The 16,272-nt window shown below is 38.0% G+C and carries 18 protein-coding genes; 12 read left to right on the forward strand and 6 right to left on the reverse strand.

Features of this window, described 5'->3' with window-relative positions:
- Positions 1–75 precede the first annotated feature (75 nt).
- From ACIQXW_RS03055 to moaD, 5 genes are read left to right on the forward strand one after another with little or no spacing between them, the layout of a single operon-like run.
- The gene (locus ACIQXW_RS03055) at positions 76–1,092 is read left to right on the forward strand and encodes a thiazole biosynthesis adenylyltransferase ThiF (protein ID WP_402759832.1); all 1,017 of its coding nucleotides are present in this window, start codon (positions 76–78) and stop codon (positions 1,090–1,092) included.
- Between the two features lie 13 nt (positions 1,093–1,105).
- The gene (locus ACIQXW_RS03060; protein ID WP_402759834.1) at positions 1,106–2,395 is read left to right on the forward strand and encodes a molybdopterin molybdotransferase MoeA; all 1,290 of its coding nucleotides are present in this window, start codon (positions 1,106–1,108) and stop codon (positions 2,393–2,395) included.
- Positions 2,359–2,880 (forward strand): molybdopterin-guanine dinucleotide biosynthesis protein B, encoded by a 522-nt coding sequence (gene mobB / locus ACIQXW_RS03065; protein WP_402759836.1) that lies wholly within the window; start codon positions 2,359–2,361, stop codon positions 2,878–2,880. Before ACIQXW_RS03060 ends, mobB begins: the two co-directional genes overlap by 37 nt.
- The gene (locus ACIQXW_RS03070; protein WP_340826501.1) at positions 2,880–3,362 is read left to right on the forward strand and encodes a molybdenum cofactor biosynthesis protein MoaE; all 483 of its coding nucleotides are present in this window, start codon (positions 2,880–2,882) and stop codon (positions 3,360–3,362) included. The genes mobB and ACIQXW_RS03070 overlap by 1 nt, the downstream gene beginning before the upstream one ends.
- Complete coding sequence (moaD, locus tag ACIQXW_RS03075) at positions 3,355–3,588, forward strand: molybdopterin converting factor subunit 1 (RefSeq protein ID WP_401018811.1); 234 nt, start codon at positions 3,355–3,357, stop codon at positions 3,586–3,588. Before ACIQXW_RS03070 ends, moaD begins: the two co-directional genes overlap by 8 nt.
- Before the next feature lie 198 nt (positions 3,589–3,786).
- On the opposite strand, the gene modB is transcribed toward moaD, so the two are convergent.
- Both modB and modA read right to left on the reverse strand, forming a co-directional pair.
- On the reverse strand, positions 3,787–4,443 hold the full coding sequence (modB, locus tag ACIQXW_RS03080) for a molybdate ABC transporter permease subunit (RefSeq protein ID WP_401018809.1): 657 nt from the start codon (positions 4,441–4,443) through the stop codon (positions 3,787–3,789).
- 2 nt (positions 4,444–4,445) lie between these two features.
- Complete coding sequence (modA, locus tag ACIQXW_RS03085; protein WP_402759839.1) at positions 4,446–5,231, reverse strand: molybdate ABC transporter substrate-binding protein; 786 nt, start codon at positions 5,229–5,231, stop codon at positions 4,446–4,448.
- A 160-nt stretch (positions 5,232–5,391) separates the two neighbouring features.
- On the opposite strand from modA, the gene ACIQXW_RS03090 reads away from it, so the two are divergent.
- Together ACIQXW_RS03090 and ACIQXW_RS03095 are read left to right on the forward strand one after the other, a co-directional pair.
- Positions 5,392–6,312 (forward strand): substrate-binding domain-containing protein, encoded by a 921-nt coding sequence (locus ACIQXW_RS03090; RefSeq protein ID WP_402759841.1) that lies wholly within the window; start codon positions 5,392–5,394, stop codon positions 6,310–6,312.
- Positions 6,313–6,550: 238 nt separating this feature from the next.
- Positions 6,551–7,129, forward strand: a complete 579-nt coding sequence (locus ACIQXW_RS03095) for a trimeric intracellular cation channel family protein (protein WP_340825324.1) — start codon at positions 6,551–6,553, stop codon at positions 7,127–7,129.
- A gap of 73 nt (positions 7,130–7,202) precedes the next feature.
- On the opposite strand, the gene ACIQXW_RS03100 is transcribed toward ACIQXW_RS03095, so the two are convergent.
- The 4 genes from ACIQXW_RS03100 to ACIQXW_RS03115 form a co-directional block, all read right to left on the reverse strand.
- Positions 7,203–8,471, reverse strand: a complete 1,269-nt coding sequence (locus ACIQXW_RS03100; protein WP_402759843.1) for a PTS ascorbate transporter subunit IIC — start codon at positions 8,469–8,471, stop codon at positions 7,203–7,205.
- A gap of 84 nt (positions 8,472–8,555) precedes the next feature.
- The gene (locus ACIQXW_RS03105) at positions 8,556–8,819 is read right to left on the reverse strand and encodes a PTS sugar transporter subunit IIB (RefSeq protein ID WP_340825322.1); all 264 of its coding nucleotides are present in this window, start codon (positions 8,817–8,819) and stop codon (positions 8,556–8,558) included.
- Between the two features lie 2 nt (positions 8,820–8,821).
- Complete coding sequence (locus ACIQXW_RS03110) at positions 8,822–9,274, reverse strand: PTS sugar transporter subunit IIA (RefSeq protein WP_340825321.1); 453 nt, start codon at positions 9,272–9,274, stop codon at positions 8,822–8,824.
- A 223-nt stretch (positions 9,275–9,497) separates the two neighbouring features.
- Positions 9,498–10,394, reverse strand: coding sequence for a LysR family transcriptional regulator (locus tag ACIQXW_RS03115; protein ID WP_402759845.1), 897 nt, complete (start codon positions 10,392–10,394; stop codon positions 9,498–9,500).
- Between the two features lie 137 nt (positions 10,395–10,531).
- Between ACIQXW_RS03115 and ACIQXW_RS03120 the strand changes: the two genes are divergently transcribed.
- The 5 genes from ACIQXW_RS03120 to ACIQXW_RS03140 all read left to right on the forward strand — a co-directional run bounded on the left by ACIQXW_RS03120 (position 10,532) and on the right by ACIQXW_RS03140 (position 16,270).
- Positions 10,532–11,497, forward strand: coding sequence for an ABC transporter ATP-binding protein (locus ACIQXW_RS03120; RefSeq protein ID WP_340825319.1), 966 nt, complete (start codon positions 10,532–10,534; stop codon positions 11,495–11,497).
- Positions 11,494–12,525 carry an ABC transporter substrate-binding protein gene (locus ACIQXW_RS03125; protein ID WP_402759847.1) on the forward strand — a complete coding sequence of 344 codons (1,032 nt, stop codon included), beginning with the start codon at positions 11,494–11,496 and terminating at the stop codon, positions 12,523–12,525. The genes ACIQXW_RS03120 and ACIQXW_RS03125 overlap by 4 nt, the downstream gene beginning before the upstream one ends.
- Positions 12,526–12,718: 193 nt before the next feature.
- Positions 12,719–14,380 carry an ABC transporter permease gene (locus tag ACIQXW_RS03130; protein WP_402759849.1) on the forward strand — a complete coding sequence of 554 codons (1,662 nt, stop codon included), beginning with the start codon at positions 12,719–12,721 and terminating at the stop codon, positions 14,378–14,380.
- A complete protein-coding gene (locus tag ACIQXW_RS03135) occupies positions 14,373–15,464 on the forward strand; it encodes an MBL fold metallo-hydrolase (RefSeq protein WP_402759851.1) in 1,092 nt (363 codons plus the stop codon). The genes ACIQXW_RS03130 and ACIQXW_RS03135 overlap by 8 nt, the downstream gene beginning before the upstream one ends.
- The gene (locus ACIQXW_RS03140; RefSeq protein WP_402759853.1) at positions 15,461–16,270 is read left to right on the forward strand and encodes a hypothetical protein; all 810 of its coding nucleotides are present in this window, start codon (positions 15,461–15,463) and stop codon (positions 16,268–16,270) included. Before ACIQXW_RS03135 ends, ACIQXW_RS03140 begins: the two co-directional genes overlap by 4 nt.
- The last annotated feature ends 2 nt before the right edge of the window (positions 16,271–16,272 follow it).

Consider the following 16,272-nt stretch of genomic DNA (forward strand, 5'->3'; position numbering starts at 1 on the left):
AAAACATTGCCTTTATTATAATGCTATAAATGAAAAGGTCAAACGAAAATTCATAGAAAGAAAGGCCATATACTTATGCAAAATAGATATTCTAGACAACAATTATTTAATCCTATCGGCCAAACAGGGCAAGCTGCCATCCAACAAAAACATGTCCTAATAATAGGTGCGGGTGCATTAGGGAGTGCTAGTGCTGAAGCGCTTGTGCGTGCGGGTATTGGCAAACTGACACTCATTGACCGTGATTATGTAGAGTGGAGTAATTTACAAAGACAACAATTGTATACAGAGCTAGATGCACAAGAGAAAATGCCGAAAGTCATTGCAGCTAAAAATCGTCTCCAACAAATTAATGCAGAAGTAGAAATCAATGCCGTCATTATGGATGCTTGTACACAATCGCTGCTACCATTGTTAAAAGATGTAGATGTGTTGGTCGATGCGACTGATAATTTTGATGTTCGTTTTTTTATGAATGACCTTGCTCAAAAATATGATATTCCTTGGGTTTACGGCTCTTGTGTTGGAAGTTATGGTGCGACTTATACGATTGTACCTGGCAAAACACCTTGTTTGCATTGCTTATTAAAAGTAATGCCCCATACTGGGATGACTTGCGATACGGTAGGAATTATTAGCCCAACGGTCCAAATTGTTGCTGCCTATCAAGTGGCAGAAGTTTTAAAATTGCTTGTTGGTGATGAGAAAGCATTAAGAAAAAGCTACTTAACGTTTGATGTTTGGCAAAATCAACACTATGAAATCAATGTAGATAAAATAAGGCAGTCCGATTGTCCATCTTGTGGTAATCACCCAATATATCCTTATTTATCCTATGAAAATCAAACTAAATTACAAATACTTTGTGGACGGGATGCAATCCAAATTCGACCGCCAAAGCCGATTCACTATCAATTCGAGCAGCTGGCAAACCAACTTCGCGCCTATGGTGAAATTCAGATGAATCCTTATTTGCTTTCTTGCCAAACTGACGATTACCGAATCGTCATTTTCCAAGATGGGCGAGTTGTAATTCATGGTGTACAAGATATACAAAAAGCTAAAACCATTTACTATCGTTTATTAGGTTAAAGGAGTGTGTAAAATGCTAGAAAAAAGACAACCAATTCCAGTAGCAGAAGCTGTTCATCGTGTAATGGACCATGCTTTTCAAGCAAAAAAAGAGCTTGTGTCATTAACGCAAGCCCATGGTCGCTTTATTGCAGAAGCTATTAGGGCCGATCATGATGTACCAGCTTTTGACCGTTCACCATATGATGGCTATGCCATTCGTTCCGTCGATAGCAAAGAAGCTTCTTCCCAGCATCCAGTTCAATTTCAGGTTGTTGGGGAAATTGGCGCAGGCTATGTCTATGACGAAGTAGTAGGCGAACGACAAGCTGTCCGCATTATGACAGGGGCCCCTATACCACAAGGATGTGATGCAGTGGTCATGCTAGAATTAACCCATACTTTTGAAGAAAATCACCAAAAGTATATGTCGATTAAACGATCTTTTGAAGCAGGGACAAACATTTCCTATAAAGGGGAAGATGTACAGCAAGGCACTATTCTCATTGAAAAAGGTCAATATATTAACCCAGGTGTAATGGCATTACTCGCTACTTTTGGCTATGAGCAAGTACCTGTTTATCGTAAAACGGTCATTGGTGTCATTGCAACTGGTAGCGAATTACTAGAGCCAGGCGAATCTTTACAGCCCGGTAAAATTCGAAATAGTAATGCCTATATGATGATGGCGCAAATTGAGCGGGCTGGAGCACAAGTAAAATATTACGGCAAGTTTAGCGATGACCTTGAGTTATGTATTAAAAACGTTGAAAATGCCTTACAGGAAGTAGATATTCTAATTACAACGGGAGGCGTTTCTGTAGGTGATTATGATTATTTACCAGCCATTTACGAAGCGATTCATGCAAACGTATTGTTTAATAAAGTGGCGATGCGTCCAGGTAGTGTGACAACGGTGGCTGTTCGCGACGACAAATTATTGTTTGGGCTTTCTGGTAATCCTTCAGCTTGCTACGTTGGCTTTGAACTTTTTGTACGCCCGATTATTCGCACTGCATATAGTAATGCTCAACCCCATTTACGTAGAGCGCAAGCGATTTTAGGGGCGGATTTTACAAAGCCAAATCCCTTTACACGTTTTGTACGCGCACAAGCCTATTATGAAGAAGGTAAGCTAGTTGCAGTACCATCTGGCTTTGACAAATCGAGTGCAGTTTCTTCGTTGGCGTCAGCCAATGCTTTCATCGTCTTACCTGGTGGTTCACGAGGCTATGAAAAGGACATGTCAGTAGCAGTTTTATTGTTAGAAGATTTGCAAGGAAGTGAATGGCCTTGGGACAACATCGAAAAATCTTACAGATAGTTGGTTATCAAGATAGTGGAAAAACGACGCTGATGGAGCAATTGATTAAACAAGCTACAAAGGAAGGGCTACGAGTAGGAACGATTAAGCATCACGGACATGGTGGTGTGCCAATGGTTGAAAATTCGAAAGATAGTAGCCGGCATGAGCAGGCGGGTGCGATGATTACAGCAGTGGAGGGTGAGGGTACTTTACGGATGAGTATTCACCAAAACAGCTGGCAACTGGCTGAGATACTAGCGATGTATGCTTCCTTTCCAATGGATATCATTTTGATTGAAGGGTATAAATACGAACATTATCCAAAGGCTGTGCTTCTACGAACAGCACAGGATCATGTGCTACTACAGCAAGTAACCAATATTATTTGTGTAATCTATTGGCCAAGCTATCCACTCGATTCGTCCCTAACGATCCCAGCGTATTCGATACATGATGAAACACAATATATGGAATTTTTGTTGAAAGAAATGAGGGGGAAATGATGACGGCACCGTTGTTTGAAATTATTGATAAACCGATTGATGTAGAGCAAGTAAGACAAAAAGTACTTAGTCGAAATGCTGGAGCTATTACACTATTCATTGGCACAGTGCGTGAAATGACAAATGGTAAAAAAACATTGCATTTGGAATATCAAGCCTATCCTGCGATGGCGATAAAAATGTTTGAACAGATTGCGAAGGAAATACAAGAGCAATGGCCAGAAGTAAAAATAGCCATTTCCCATCGTGTAGGGCATTTAGCTATTTCTGATATTGCGGTCGTAATTGCGGTGTCATCACCACATCGTAAAATCGCATATTTGGCAAATGAATATGCGATTGACCGTATTAAGCAAATTGTTCCTATATGGAAAAAAGAACATTGGGAAGACGGGACAGAATGGATTGGTGATCAATTAGAAAATATCCCTTATCCGCAAGGGGAACCAGTTATTCAGGAGGAGGAGGAAAAATGTGATTAACATCTTATTATTTGCACACCTACAGGAAATGGTTGGTGAATCAAAGTTAACTGTAGAGCTGTCAGATGTGACGGTTGCTCATTTGAAAGAGTGGATGGAAGAGCACTATCCACAGCTATCATTACAACAAATAATGACGGCAGTAAATGAGGAATTTGCAACGGATACTACAATCGTCAAATCGGGGGACACTATCGCCTTTATCCCACCCATTAGTGGGGGATGAAGACAAAAGAGCGGGATAAAACGTAAAAATTTTAATCGTGTTAGTAAATTTCGCTATGTAACATGAAAGAACCCATGCAGTTACGCATAGCACACGTCTTACGGTGTGCTAAGTGAGGAAAGCATCCGCCGTAACGAACAACAACGGCACAGCAAAAAAAGTGTTAGATTGATTGCGGTCAATCTAACACTTTTTCTCTTATACTTTTAGCAAATGGATACTAAGAAGTAAAAGGAAGGAAATAGCGATCATACACAAAACCCATGTCCAGGCAAGGGTCATGTTTCCCGAATCAATCGCCATATAAATAGCTAGCGGTGTTGTTTGTGTTTTCCCTGGAATATTCCCCGCAAACATTAATGTCGCTCCAAACTCGCCTAAAGCTCGTGTGAAGCTTAAAATCCCGCCAGATACAAGTGCTTTTAAAGCAAGGGGTGTGGACACATAAAGAAAGACTTGCCATTCGTTAGCCCCATCTACACGTGCTGCATTTTCAATATCACGATCAACAGAGGCAAAGCCCGTTTTAGCTGATTGATACATTAAAGGAAAGGCAACAATCGTAGAAGCGATAACGGCCGCCCACCATGTGAACATGACTGGCTGATCGAAAAGCCATACAATTAGATTTCCAAAAAAACTATTTTTCCCAAAAATAATGATGAGCAGGAAACCTACTACAGTAGGAGGTAATACTAAAGGTAAGAGCAACACGGTTTCTAGCAATAGCTTCCCTTTAAAATGATGGGTTGCCATCCATTTCCCCAGTAAAATTCCTGCTATAATAGCGAGAATCCCCGCAACAAAGGCAATTTCAATTGAAAGTTTAAGTGGAGACCAAAAATCGGTACTCATTTTTAGTGAGCTCCTTTAAACCCATACTTTTTAAAAATATTCATTGCTTCGTCACTTTGTAAAAATTGATAAAAATCTTCCGCTTCTTGAGCATGCTTACTCGCTTTTAAGACACCTACAGGATAAATAATCGGTGCATGCATAGCTTTATCAGCAGTCGCAACGATATCAACTTTATCGGAGACAAGGGCATCTGTCTTATAAACCATTCCAGCATCTACGTTTTCTGTTTCTGTGTAAGTAAGTACTTGACGCACATCTTTTGTATACACCACTTTCGATTCAAGTGAATCCCAAAGTTGCATATTTTTTAATGTGTCAACACCATACTGCCCAGCAGGAACTGTTTCGGGTGTACCAAGCGCGATTTTTCCTGCTTGTTGTAAATCTTCAAAGGATTTGATTTGTTTTTCATTATTTTTAGGAACGATTAATACTAATTCATTGGCTAAAAGATCCGTTCCTTGCTTTTGATCAATCATTTCTTTTTCTACAAGCGCATCGAATTTATCTTCCGCGGCTGAAAAGAAAAGATCTGCAGGAGCACCCTGTAAAATTTGTTGCTGTAATGCACCAGAACCACCAAAGTTATAGAGGATTTTGATCGTATCGTGTTGTTTTTCATAAGTTGTTTTAAGTTCTTCTAAGGCATCCTGTAAACTAGCTGCCGCAGAAATCGTTAATTCAACGGGTTCGTTTGCTGTCACCTCTTTTTCTTGGTTACCACAGGCTGCAAGAAGCCCAACTAGTAATGCTAGTGTCGCAAATAAACTATAAAATTTTTTCACTATGATAATACTCCTTTTATAACTCGTTATAACAAGACATAACAAATTATAAACAGTTATAAGTAAAAAAGAAAGATAGATTTGGTAGAAAATTTCAAGATGTTCATAAAGCTATAAATACGTTACCATGTAAATAGAGGTATATAGGAGGAGAAATTTTATGTCACAAGAACAATCCTATACGATTGAAGAGGTTGCACAATTATTAAAAGTTTCGAAATTGACGATTTATGATTTAGTGAAAAAGGAAGAATTGCCAGTCTTCCGTGTAGGAAGGCAAATGCGGGTAGATCGTGCTGACTTACAAGCCTATATACAAAAACGAAAAACAGGTAGTGCGTCATTGACATCCGTAGCAACTCCGATTAAAAATTATTCAAAAATAATTATAAGTGGACAAGATTTAGTATTAGATATTTTAGCCAAATATATTGAGAAAAGGCAGTCTACGAAAGTATTGCGGTCACATGAAGGTAGTTTTAATGGTGTGATGGCGTTGTATAATGGAGACTGTGATATTGCGAGTTTACATATGTTTGATGGGGATACAGGAGATTATAATACGCCTTATGTAAAGAAAATCTTTGTGAGCCATCCGTTTGTCCTCATGAATGTAGTATCACGTAAAGCAGGTTTCTATGTTCAAAAAGGGAATCCATTGCAAATCCGCACATTTGAAGATTTTCAAACAAAGTCATTTAACTTCATCAACCGTGAGAAAGGCTCAGGTGCTCGCACTTTGTTAGATGAGCAATTGCGTGTTCATAATATTTTACCGACCACTATTGAAGGCTATTCCCGTGAAGAAATGAGCCATCTTGATGTTGCTTCTGCTGTCGCCAATGGACACGCTGATGTTGGGATAGGAATTGAAAAAATCGCCAAGCTCATTGATGTCGATTTTATTCCAGTTGTTAAAGAGCGTTATGATATTGTGTTATTAAAAACGCCTGAAAACCGACAACTAATTGATGCGGTGAAGGAGATTTTAAATGCACCTGATATCCAATCTGAAGTGGCTGCATTAGGAGATTATGACGTCTCTCAAATGGGACAAGTTATGTATGAAACGCTATCATAAAATTTCATATTGAGTTTATGATAAAAATCAATTACAATTTTAACTAGTAAATTTAATGGTCGTTGTGTCATTTGGATATTGCACAGCCTCTATAAAATTTTCACGATATATGGTGAGATGGATAAATTAGTAGGTATTACTGCTATGATATTAGCCCGCCATAAAATAGCTTGCGTTGTTAATGCGCAACTATTTTATGGGCGGGCTTTTTTGTATATAAAAAAGGGGGGTGGATTATGTGACCTGGACAGTTTTACACATCATTGGCATGATTGCATACGCCATAAGTGGTGCATTTGTTGCGATACAGGCCAAATATTCTTTTATTGGTATATTTGTGCTCGGTCTTACTACGTCTTATGGTGGTTCCATTATCCGTAATGTTGTACTGGATATACCTGTGTCAGATATATGGGATCGTCATTCTTTATTAGTTGTTTTAGCTACGCTAACGACTATTTTATTTGTCAAAAAGAATTGGATTCATCACTGGAACCGCTGGGGCTATTTCTTTGATTCAATTGGCCTAGCTTCTTTTGCTATACAGGGCGGATTGTTAGCAAAAAGCTTACAGCACGACATCGGCATCATTATTATTGCGTCTATGTTTACGGGTGTTGGTGGTGGCATGATTCGAGATTTGTTAGCTGGGAGAACCCCACTTGCATTAAGAGAAGAAATTCATGCTGTACTAACAATAGTATGTGCACTCTGTATATGGGCAGGGTGGGACAGCCCGCTTGAATTATCAGTAATCGTGTTTTTCATAGTGATGATTCGAATGTTTTCTGTTTTGAAGTGCCAGGCACGCAAATAATTCTGACAATTAAACAGTTAAAAAAGCCTCGTTCTTATATTTAGAACGAGACTTTTAGTATAGAGAGGTACTATTACACTGCACCAAATAATTTTAAAATATTGATAATGACAATACCTACAATGCCAAAGTCAGAATCACCAAATGTTGTTCCTTCATAGCCGATGTCACCCATGAAAATAAGTAGAATAGCAGGGATGAAGCTGATGATTAAACCGTTGGCAAAGGCACCTGCCATCGAGCCGATTCGACCACCTGTTGCATTTCCAAAAACGCCTGCGGTTGCACCAGTGAAAAAGTGAGGCACGAGACCTGGTATAATGACTTTTAGCCCAATAAGTGGGAGTGCGAACATGGACAATAAACCAGCTAAAAAACTAAAGAGGAAGCCGATGATAACTGCATTTGGTGCGAATGGGAAAATCGTCGGGCAATCTAATGCAGGCTTAGCATTTGGCACGAGCTTGTCGGCAATGCCTTTAAATGCCGGGATAATTTCAGCAATTAGCATGCGCACGCCTGCAAGGATAATATAAACTCCAGCAGCAAAGGTAATCGCTTGAATAATTGCAAAAACAATGAAATTTGATCCACCTGATAATTGTGCTTCAATATAAGAGCGACCTGCAAATAATGCCACTACAATAAAAAATATGCTCATTGTTAAGGAAATGGCTACTGATGTATCTCTTAAAAATCCTAGTGACTTGGGTACTTGAATCGCTTCAGTTGTTTTAGCTTTGTTGCCAAATAGCTGCCCAATTTTAGCAGATACATAGTAACCTATACTTCCAAAATGTCCAACTGCGAAATCATCACTACCTGTAATTTGGCGCACTGTAGGCTGTAAAATGGCAGGAAAAATAACCATACAAATACCTAATAATATTGATCCGGTAATAATAAGCGGTATGCCACTCATACCACCAACCGAGAGCGAAGCCGCGATTAAACACGCCATAAATAATGTATGATGCCCAGTTAAAAAAATATATTTTAAAGGCGTAAATCGCGCTAGCAATAAGTTCATGATCATACCGAACACCATAATCATGGCAGTGGATGTTCCAAAAGTCGTTTGTGCCGCGGCTACAATGGCTTCATTGTTGGGGATAACCCCTTGAACCTGAAAGGCATGATCGAACATTTTACTAAAGTGAGTTAAAGAGCCAATTAAAACGGCTGCACCTGCACCTAAAATGACAAAGCCCATAATGGTTTTTAAAGTACCTGAAAGAACAGTTGAAGCGGACTTTTTTTGGATTAGTAAGCCGACAAGCGCAAATAGGCCGACTAGTATTGCTGGTGTACCTAAAATGTCATTCATCATAACATCTAACATACCAACACCTCATCCTATCCAATTTTAAAAACTAAACTTGAAAATATATAATCTCACTGACTAGTAACGTAAAATGAATTTTTCCTAAAGCAGCGGCCCAAGCTTGAATGTTATTTCTGGAATACTCATCATATTGACGATACGAACGATTTTTCTCACACCATTATCTAATTGATCTACAATATCTCCTGCACCGATATAAATATCTGCCTTCTCTGCCGTTGCAGATGTTAAATCTGTATGCGTTACCTCTGCTTCTTTTCCGAGTTCAAGTAGTGCTTTTTTTACATTCAGTTCCATAATGAAGCTACTGCCTAAGCCGTTTCCGCAAACGACCAAAATTTTCATCATCATTGCTCCTCTGTAGCATATTTTTTTATTTTCTCCATAATGCATTCTGGACGCTGGCATCCAATAATATTGTCGATTTGGCTAGGTTCTTGTAACACTTGTGTTAAATCAACTAGAGCTTGTAAATGCGTTGTATGATCAGTAGCCGCTAAAACGATAATTAGTGATACAGGTTTATCTGCTCCAAATAGTACAGGGTTTTGTAGATTTAATAAGCTCATCGATAATTCATTTACTCCATCAGATGGACGAGCATGTGGTATTGCAACTTTAGGTGTAAGCACGACATATGGGCCGTGTTGTTCGATGGATTGTATCATGGCTTGAATATAGCGCTTTTCTATTTTGTTTTGCTGTATTAGTGGTGATGCAGCAACGTATATAGCCTCTTGCCAGTTAGCTACTTTGTTAACAATTTGAATTGTATCTATATTGAGTAACTCGGTAAGCAAGTTGTTATCCCTCCTTTCATTAGCAATCAACAAGTCTTCTATCCATGTTATTAATGCATACTATGAAATTATGTCAGATTGCCGAATATTTTTAACGAATTTGTTGAAAAGGGAGAGAGTGTGGAATAAGCCGCTTCTGAAGCTATTTTGTGCATACAGGGGAGGGAGAGCTCACAGATGTTTTGTATCTGTGAGTCAAGTTGATTAATTAAAATGAAGGGTATTATGACTGGATTTTTCGTGCTAAATCGTAAATGGCTTTTTTGACAAATCCATCAATCTTATTGTCTAGTCTGGACTGAGGGTATATAAGCTGAATTTTCCGTTTGAGTGCTATATCATGTAAGTCTTTCTTCACTAATAAGCCTGATTGTAATTCTTCTTCAATAAGGGAAACAGACAGAAATGCAATTGTTTTACCAAATATCAGCATTTTTTTAATCGTACTTACAGAATCGAGTTCAATTGTATTAAAAGATGGTTGAAATGGGTTTAGCCATTTTTCAATAAAATGGTTGGTTGAACTAGATGAAGTGTGTAATAATACTTTGTTTTTAAGGACATCTGATTGTGAGATGTCTTTTTTTGCTGCAAGTTCGTGACTAGGGCTTAAAGCCAAAACGAGCGAATCTTCACCAATCTTTTCATAGGAAAGTGTTGGGTTTTGTTGCTTTGTTTCCATTATTAAACCAAAGTCAAGCTCCTGCAAGGCTACCATTTTTTCGATTTCAGGTGCTGTTTTTACTTCTAAGGAAATTCGAATGTCTGGATAAGCCGTAGAGATTTGGTTAATAATTTCAGGCATAAAAATATGGGCAGGTAGTGCACTTGCACCTAAACGAATGGAACCAACGTTACCTGCTAATAGATTTTCAATGAAGCGATCCATATCGTTTTGTAATTGTACTATTTGGCGTGCATAGTGAAAAAGCCCTTCTCCTGCTTCAGTTAAACGATAGCCACCTGCATTTGTCCGAAACAAGCGTACACCGTATTCTTCTTCAATCGAGCGAATATGAAAGGAGACAGTGGGTGGGGTAATACCTAGCTCTTTAGCGACGGGAGCTAATTTTTTAAAATCGACGAGTAAGCAAAATGCCTGTAATTTAAGATGATTCATTTTAGCCTCCTAAAGTAAATTCGATAAACTATTGCATTAACTTTAGTTTATTAGATTTTTTTTAACGACATATTAATAGTAGGTTAATATTTTCTAAATATCTGGAAACTATAGTAGAGATAGATGAGGAGGATACAATGAAAATCTCAATTACAAATGTAGAGAAAAAATATGGACATGCGCAAGCGCTATGGCCCATTAATGTGGAATTAAACAGTAAGTTCATTACAATATTGGGACAATCGGGCTGTGGTAAAACGACATTATTAAAAATATTGGCTGGTCTTGAGAAACCAACAAATGGTGAAATTGCATTCGATGACAAAATCATTTATTCTTCTAAGCTTCGTAAAAATGTCAAACCAAATAAACGCAATATCGCCATGGTCTTTCAAGATTTCGCGTTATGGCCGCATATGACCATTTTCCAAAATATCGCATTTGGTTTAAAAGGAATTGTAACAAAGGCGGAAATACCAGAACGGGTAGCGGATGTTATGCGTTTGGTGAACATGGAGGGATATGAAAATCGCAAGCCTGGACAATTGTCGGGTGGACAACAGCAACGGGTAGCACTTGCGCGGGCACTGGCAACGAATCCAAAGTTAATTTTATTTGATGAACCGTTATCAGCACTAGACGCAGTGCTTAGAGAAAAAATGCAGGATGAAATTATGCATATTATCCATGAACTAGATTGCCAAGCGATTTTTGTAACACATGATCAAACGGAAGCAATGACTATGTCAGATCAAATTATTGTGATGGAGTCAGGTAGAATTGCACAGGTTGGTTCACCAGAGGAGATTTATCACGCACCAGCAACACCTTATGTAGCGGATTTTATAGGCAAGGTTAATTGGTTTGATAAAGGTAATTGTATTGTACGTCCAGAGGGTGTATCGAGAAAACAATATCCTGGAACTATTGCGAAACAAGCGATGATTGTGAAAAGTACTTTTGTTGGAGATCGATATTTAGTACAGGCACAAGTAGAAGGAAAGCAATGGAGCTTTTATGAAACCGTGCCACTGGAACAAGGCAAGCAACTTGAAGTTTTTGTAGATACAAAACAAATATATCAATTGGAGGGTTTAACGTGAAAAAACGTTTCAAATTACTAGCAACTGCTGGGGTTCTTGTAGCATTAACATTAGCGGGGTGCGGCAATAATAAATCAGCTGACAGTGTCAATAATGAGGCAGCAAGAGCAAAGCCGAAAGAAGTGCAAACATTAACGGTCTATTCAGCTGGTCCAGATGGGTTGGCTGCTAATATACAACAAGCTTTTGAAGAAAAAACGGGCATAAAAGTAGAAATGTTTCAAGGGACAACAGGCAAAATTTTATCTCGTTTAGAAGCGGAGAAAAATAATCCTGTGGCAGATATCGTTGTATTAGCTTCTGTGGCATCAATGGACGGACTAAAGGAATCAAATCAGCTACATAGCTATAAAGAGGCAGAAAATGCTACGAAAATGAATAGTGATTGGTCAGATGCAGAGGGCTATTACTATGGCTATAGCGCCTCAGCATTAGGTATTGCCTACAATACGAAAAATACAAAAGATATTCCAACTGAATGGACAGATTTAGCTAAACCAGAGTGGCAAGGAAAAATGAATATTCCTGATCCAAGTTTGTCAGGTTCTGCTGTCGATTTTATTTACGGCTATACTGAAGCTGAAAAAACTGCTTGGGATACAATCCAATTATGGAAAAACAATGGATTACAAGTGAATGGTGCAAATAAGGAAGCATTAGATGCAGTCATTACAGGTGATAAAAATGCAACAATCTCAGGCGTAGACTATATGGCTTATAAAGCAAAAGCGAGTGGGGAGCCAGTAGAAATTGTTTATCCGAAGAGTGGAACTGTTGTAAGTCCCCGAGCAGTAGGTATTATGAAAGATGCTAAAAATGTTGAAGGTGCAAAAGCATACGTCAATTTCCTACTTTCAGATGAAGGACAAAAGCTAGTTACAGATGCTTATTTACTGCCAGGTAATAACGAAATAGCTGTAAAAGATCGTGCTGCATTAGATGAAATTCCACAGTTACATGTGAACTGGAAAGGTTCAGAGTCAAAGCAGCTTGATATATTAACGAAGTTTAATGATATTTTCCGTTAAGAGGCTAGTGAAGGAATCAAAAAGCATCTTTCCTTTTAGATGATGCGATTAACTTGTTGAGAAAAAATTCGCTTTTAGTCAGTAATCAGTCTTTAAGAAACAGCACTGGCTATTGCGGATTTTTTTCAAAATAACAATTATGTTCTATTTGGACTATCTATACTATGTTTTCTAAGAAAGGAATGATGCAACGATGATCATGGAAGGTAAACGCACTTTTGGCCTCTTATTGACGATTGTCGCAACGTTTGCTATCGCGCCATTAATAGCCATTGTTTATTATACATTTGTCCATGATGGTCATTTTGACGTTTCACAAATTAGTAGAATGTTTGACAATGATCGTTTATGGCGGACATTAGGCAATTCTTTATTGCTAGGTATATTCGTTATTTTAGGGACGACGATACTAGCATTGCCTATGGCATTAATTCGTACAAAAACAAGCTTACATAAATATGATTGGCTAGATATTATTCTAACGATTCCTTTTATGACACCTCCTTATATCGGTTCTATGGGATGGATATTGTTTATGCAAAATAATGGTTTTTTACGGCAGCTAGTACCGGGGACCGCTTGGTTATCAAATGCCTTTTTTTCTTTATTTGGTATGGTCATGGTTATGAGTCTGCACCTGTTTCCTTTTTTATATTTAATGCTGAAAAATACGTTGCTTCGAATTAATGGTTCATTTTTAGATGCCGCACTTATTTTTGGCCGCAGCTCTTTAAGAAATTGGCTGCGGGTTATATTGCCTTTACTCGTTTCAAGCTATGTTCTAGGAGTATTGCTAATTTTCATTAAAACGCTGGCGGAATTTGGGACGCCTGCAACGTTTGGAAGTCGCATCGGATTTCAAGTTTTTACGACAGAAATTCACTCTTATCTTTCAAGGTGGCCAGTAGATATTCGTATGGCAACATCGCTCTCATTATTTTTACTTTCAGTGTGTCTCGTTGTTTGGTATGTTCAAAATCTTATCGGACGAAAATTTACATATAGCGTGCTTTCAGGAAAAACACCCGCTGTTCGTGACATAAAAGATAAATGGTTTATTAAGCTTGGTGCATGGTTTTATGTAGGTTTTGTGTTATTGTTTGCAATCGGCATTCCATACTTTTCGATTATCGTGACTTCGTTACAAAAGGTTCGTGGAGATGGTTTAAGTGCCGGCAATTTCAGTTTTGCGTCTTATCAGGCTGTGTTTACTAGCGGAAGCGCTGGGTTAGCAGCATTTTTAAATAGCGTTGTTTTTTCAATTTTAACTGCCGTTATTACAGCGATCATTGGTTTTTTTATTGCACTATACATTAAAAAGGGTGAAACGAAAAAGCAACAAATGTTAGATTTCTTTAGCTTAATGCCAAATATCATTCCTGGAATTGTTTTTGTCGTCGGTTTAATTATGTTTTGGAATGCACCTTGGCTTCCAGCGACGATTTACAATACAAGGACAATGGTAGTTGTGACGTATTGTGTGCTTTTCCTACCATACTCTGTGCAATATACAAAATCTACATTTTCACAGTTAGATCAATCTATTTTCCAATCAGCTGCTATTTTTGGACGAAATAGTTGGGACATGTATCGATATATTTTCATCCCACTGTTAATGCAGGGAATACTTGCTGGCATGATGATGACATTTATTATTTCAATGCGTGAGCTAGTCGCAGGTCTCCTTATTTTGCCACCGTCAGTTGAGACAGGAGCAACGTTTATCTACAGCCAATTTGAACAAGGCAATGTTGGGCTAGGAATGGCTGTTGCGGTTATTACAGTCGCTATGACCGTTGTTTTTATGTTCCTATTAGATTGGCTTCAAAAACGGGGAGGACACGTAGGTGCTTAATATAGAAATTTTAGGAGGAGTTGGGGAGTATGGTCGTAACTGCTTTTATCTCGAAAAAGATGGGCGTGCTATTTTACTAGATTGTGGTGTTATGAACAATAGTGAAAAAACAAAGCCAAATTTATCACCAGCTCATGTGGCAAAACTAGATGCAGTGTTTATTTCTCATTCCCATATTGATCATGTAGGTGCGCTTCCTTTACTTGTACAGTTGGGCTACGATGGTCAACTCATTATGAGTGAAATAACAGCGAAACAATTAAAGCAATCTTTTAAAAATATTCAAACGTTTGAACCAAAGTCGATTGGCAGTTGGATAAATATTAACGATAATCTTTCTTTTCAATGGGGCTATAGCGGACATTTAATAGGGAGCGTTTGGTACAGCATTCGATTTTTAGAGGAGGTGATATTTTTTTCAGGAGATTATGTGATGGATTCCTATCTATTAAAGGCGAATCTTCCGATGATGGGAAAGAATGATTATAACGTTGCGTTCATAGATAGCGGCCATTTTGAAAAGCACATTAACAACAAAGAAATATTGCATCAATTAGCGGATTTTATCGATGCCAACGATAGTAGACCAATTATTTTTCCTTCTTCCTATTCTGGCAAAACTGCTGATATTGCGTTTTACCTTTTTGAGCATACTACAAGAAAGGTGTCTATCGATAATGATTTTTTTCCTTTTTTTGAAGAGTATTACGATGCGCCCGAAAATGTTGTATCTACTAAGCTATTGCCGTCATTCAGAAGTGAATGTTTACAAAAGAAGATAATAGAAGATAACGCTATTTATTTTGTTCCTGAGCGAGATGAAGAAACAATTACGAAGCTACTAACTAATTTACCATCAGCAATTGTAATCTTTACAGGGTACTTTAATAAAGGCAATTACATGCAACAATTAGCACCAAATCAAATAAAACATTTTTTCTACAAAACACATCCTGATTATCAGGATACTATCGTGCTGTCAAAGCACATAAATGCTCATAAAACCATCTATTTTCACAGTCAGTTAACAAATATAGAAACGACACTTTTAAAAATAATCGGAAATGAGGATGAAAATATATGAGAAATTATTTGAAAAAGCTTGCAATGAAACTAGGCGTAATGGGATTGGTATTATGTACTATTGGCATGTTGAATACTATACAGGCAAAAGCGGCCATTGAGCCAGGGCATGAGATTAAATATAATCTAAAATCAGAGCTGTTCAATGAGTCGGACATTTTGAAATTTTTCACAGCTACTAAAAAAGATGAAGTGAAAATTTATTACTTCGATACACAAAGTAAAGATTTTCTAAGTGCGGACTATAACAATCGTTTGCGTGTTTATAAAGATAGCAATAAAATTGACATTACGTATAAAAAGAGATTTCTCAATACACCACTTGAAGAAGCACTTGCGATAACTGAAAGTCACGGCTTTACAGGTGACGAGTCCAACTATAAATTTGAAATGGATATTAAGGGCGGTAATCGTACGTTTACAATTAGTCGAAAAGAGTCCTTGAAGGAAACTGCTAAAGTTAACTACGATGCTGTAGATACAAGTGCTGCAAAAAAATTAATTTTAGACAATGTGCCAAAGAAAATTATAAATTGGGACTCTGCTACTTGGTTTAATAACACGTTATCACAGGCGGTCGTGTATGGACCTGCCAAGGCAACAACATATAAAGGAAGCTATGCAGGATATGAGGCAGATATTGAAGTTTGGCATTATCAAGGTGAAATTATGATAGAGCTATCGACAAAAGAAAGCAATGCTGCAAAAGCTGCAACGATTGAAAAAGTATGGCGTGAACATCTAGAAGCAGCAGGTTTTCTAAGTGCGGATCAGCGTGGGAAAACGGCGTTTGTTATGGAAAAGTAATA

The sequence above is a fragment of the Lysinibacillus sp. NPDC097162 genome (genome assembly GCF_044762185.1).
Lineage (GTDB): Bacteria > Bacillota > Bacilli > Bacillales_A > Planococcaceae > Lysinibacillus.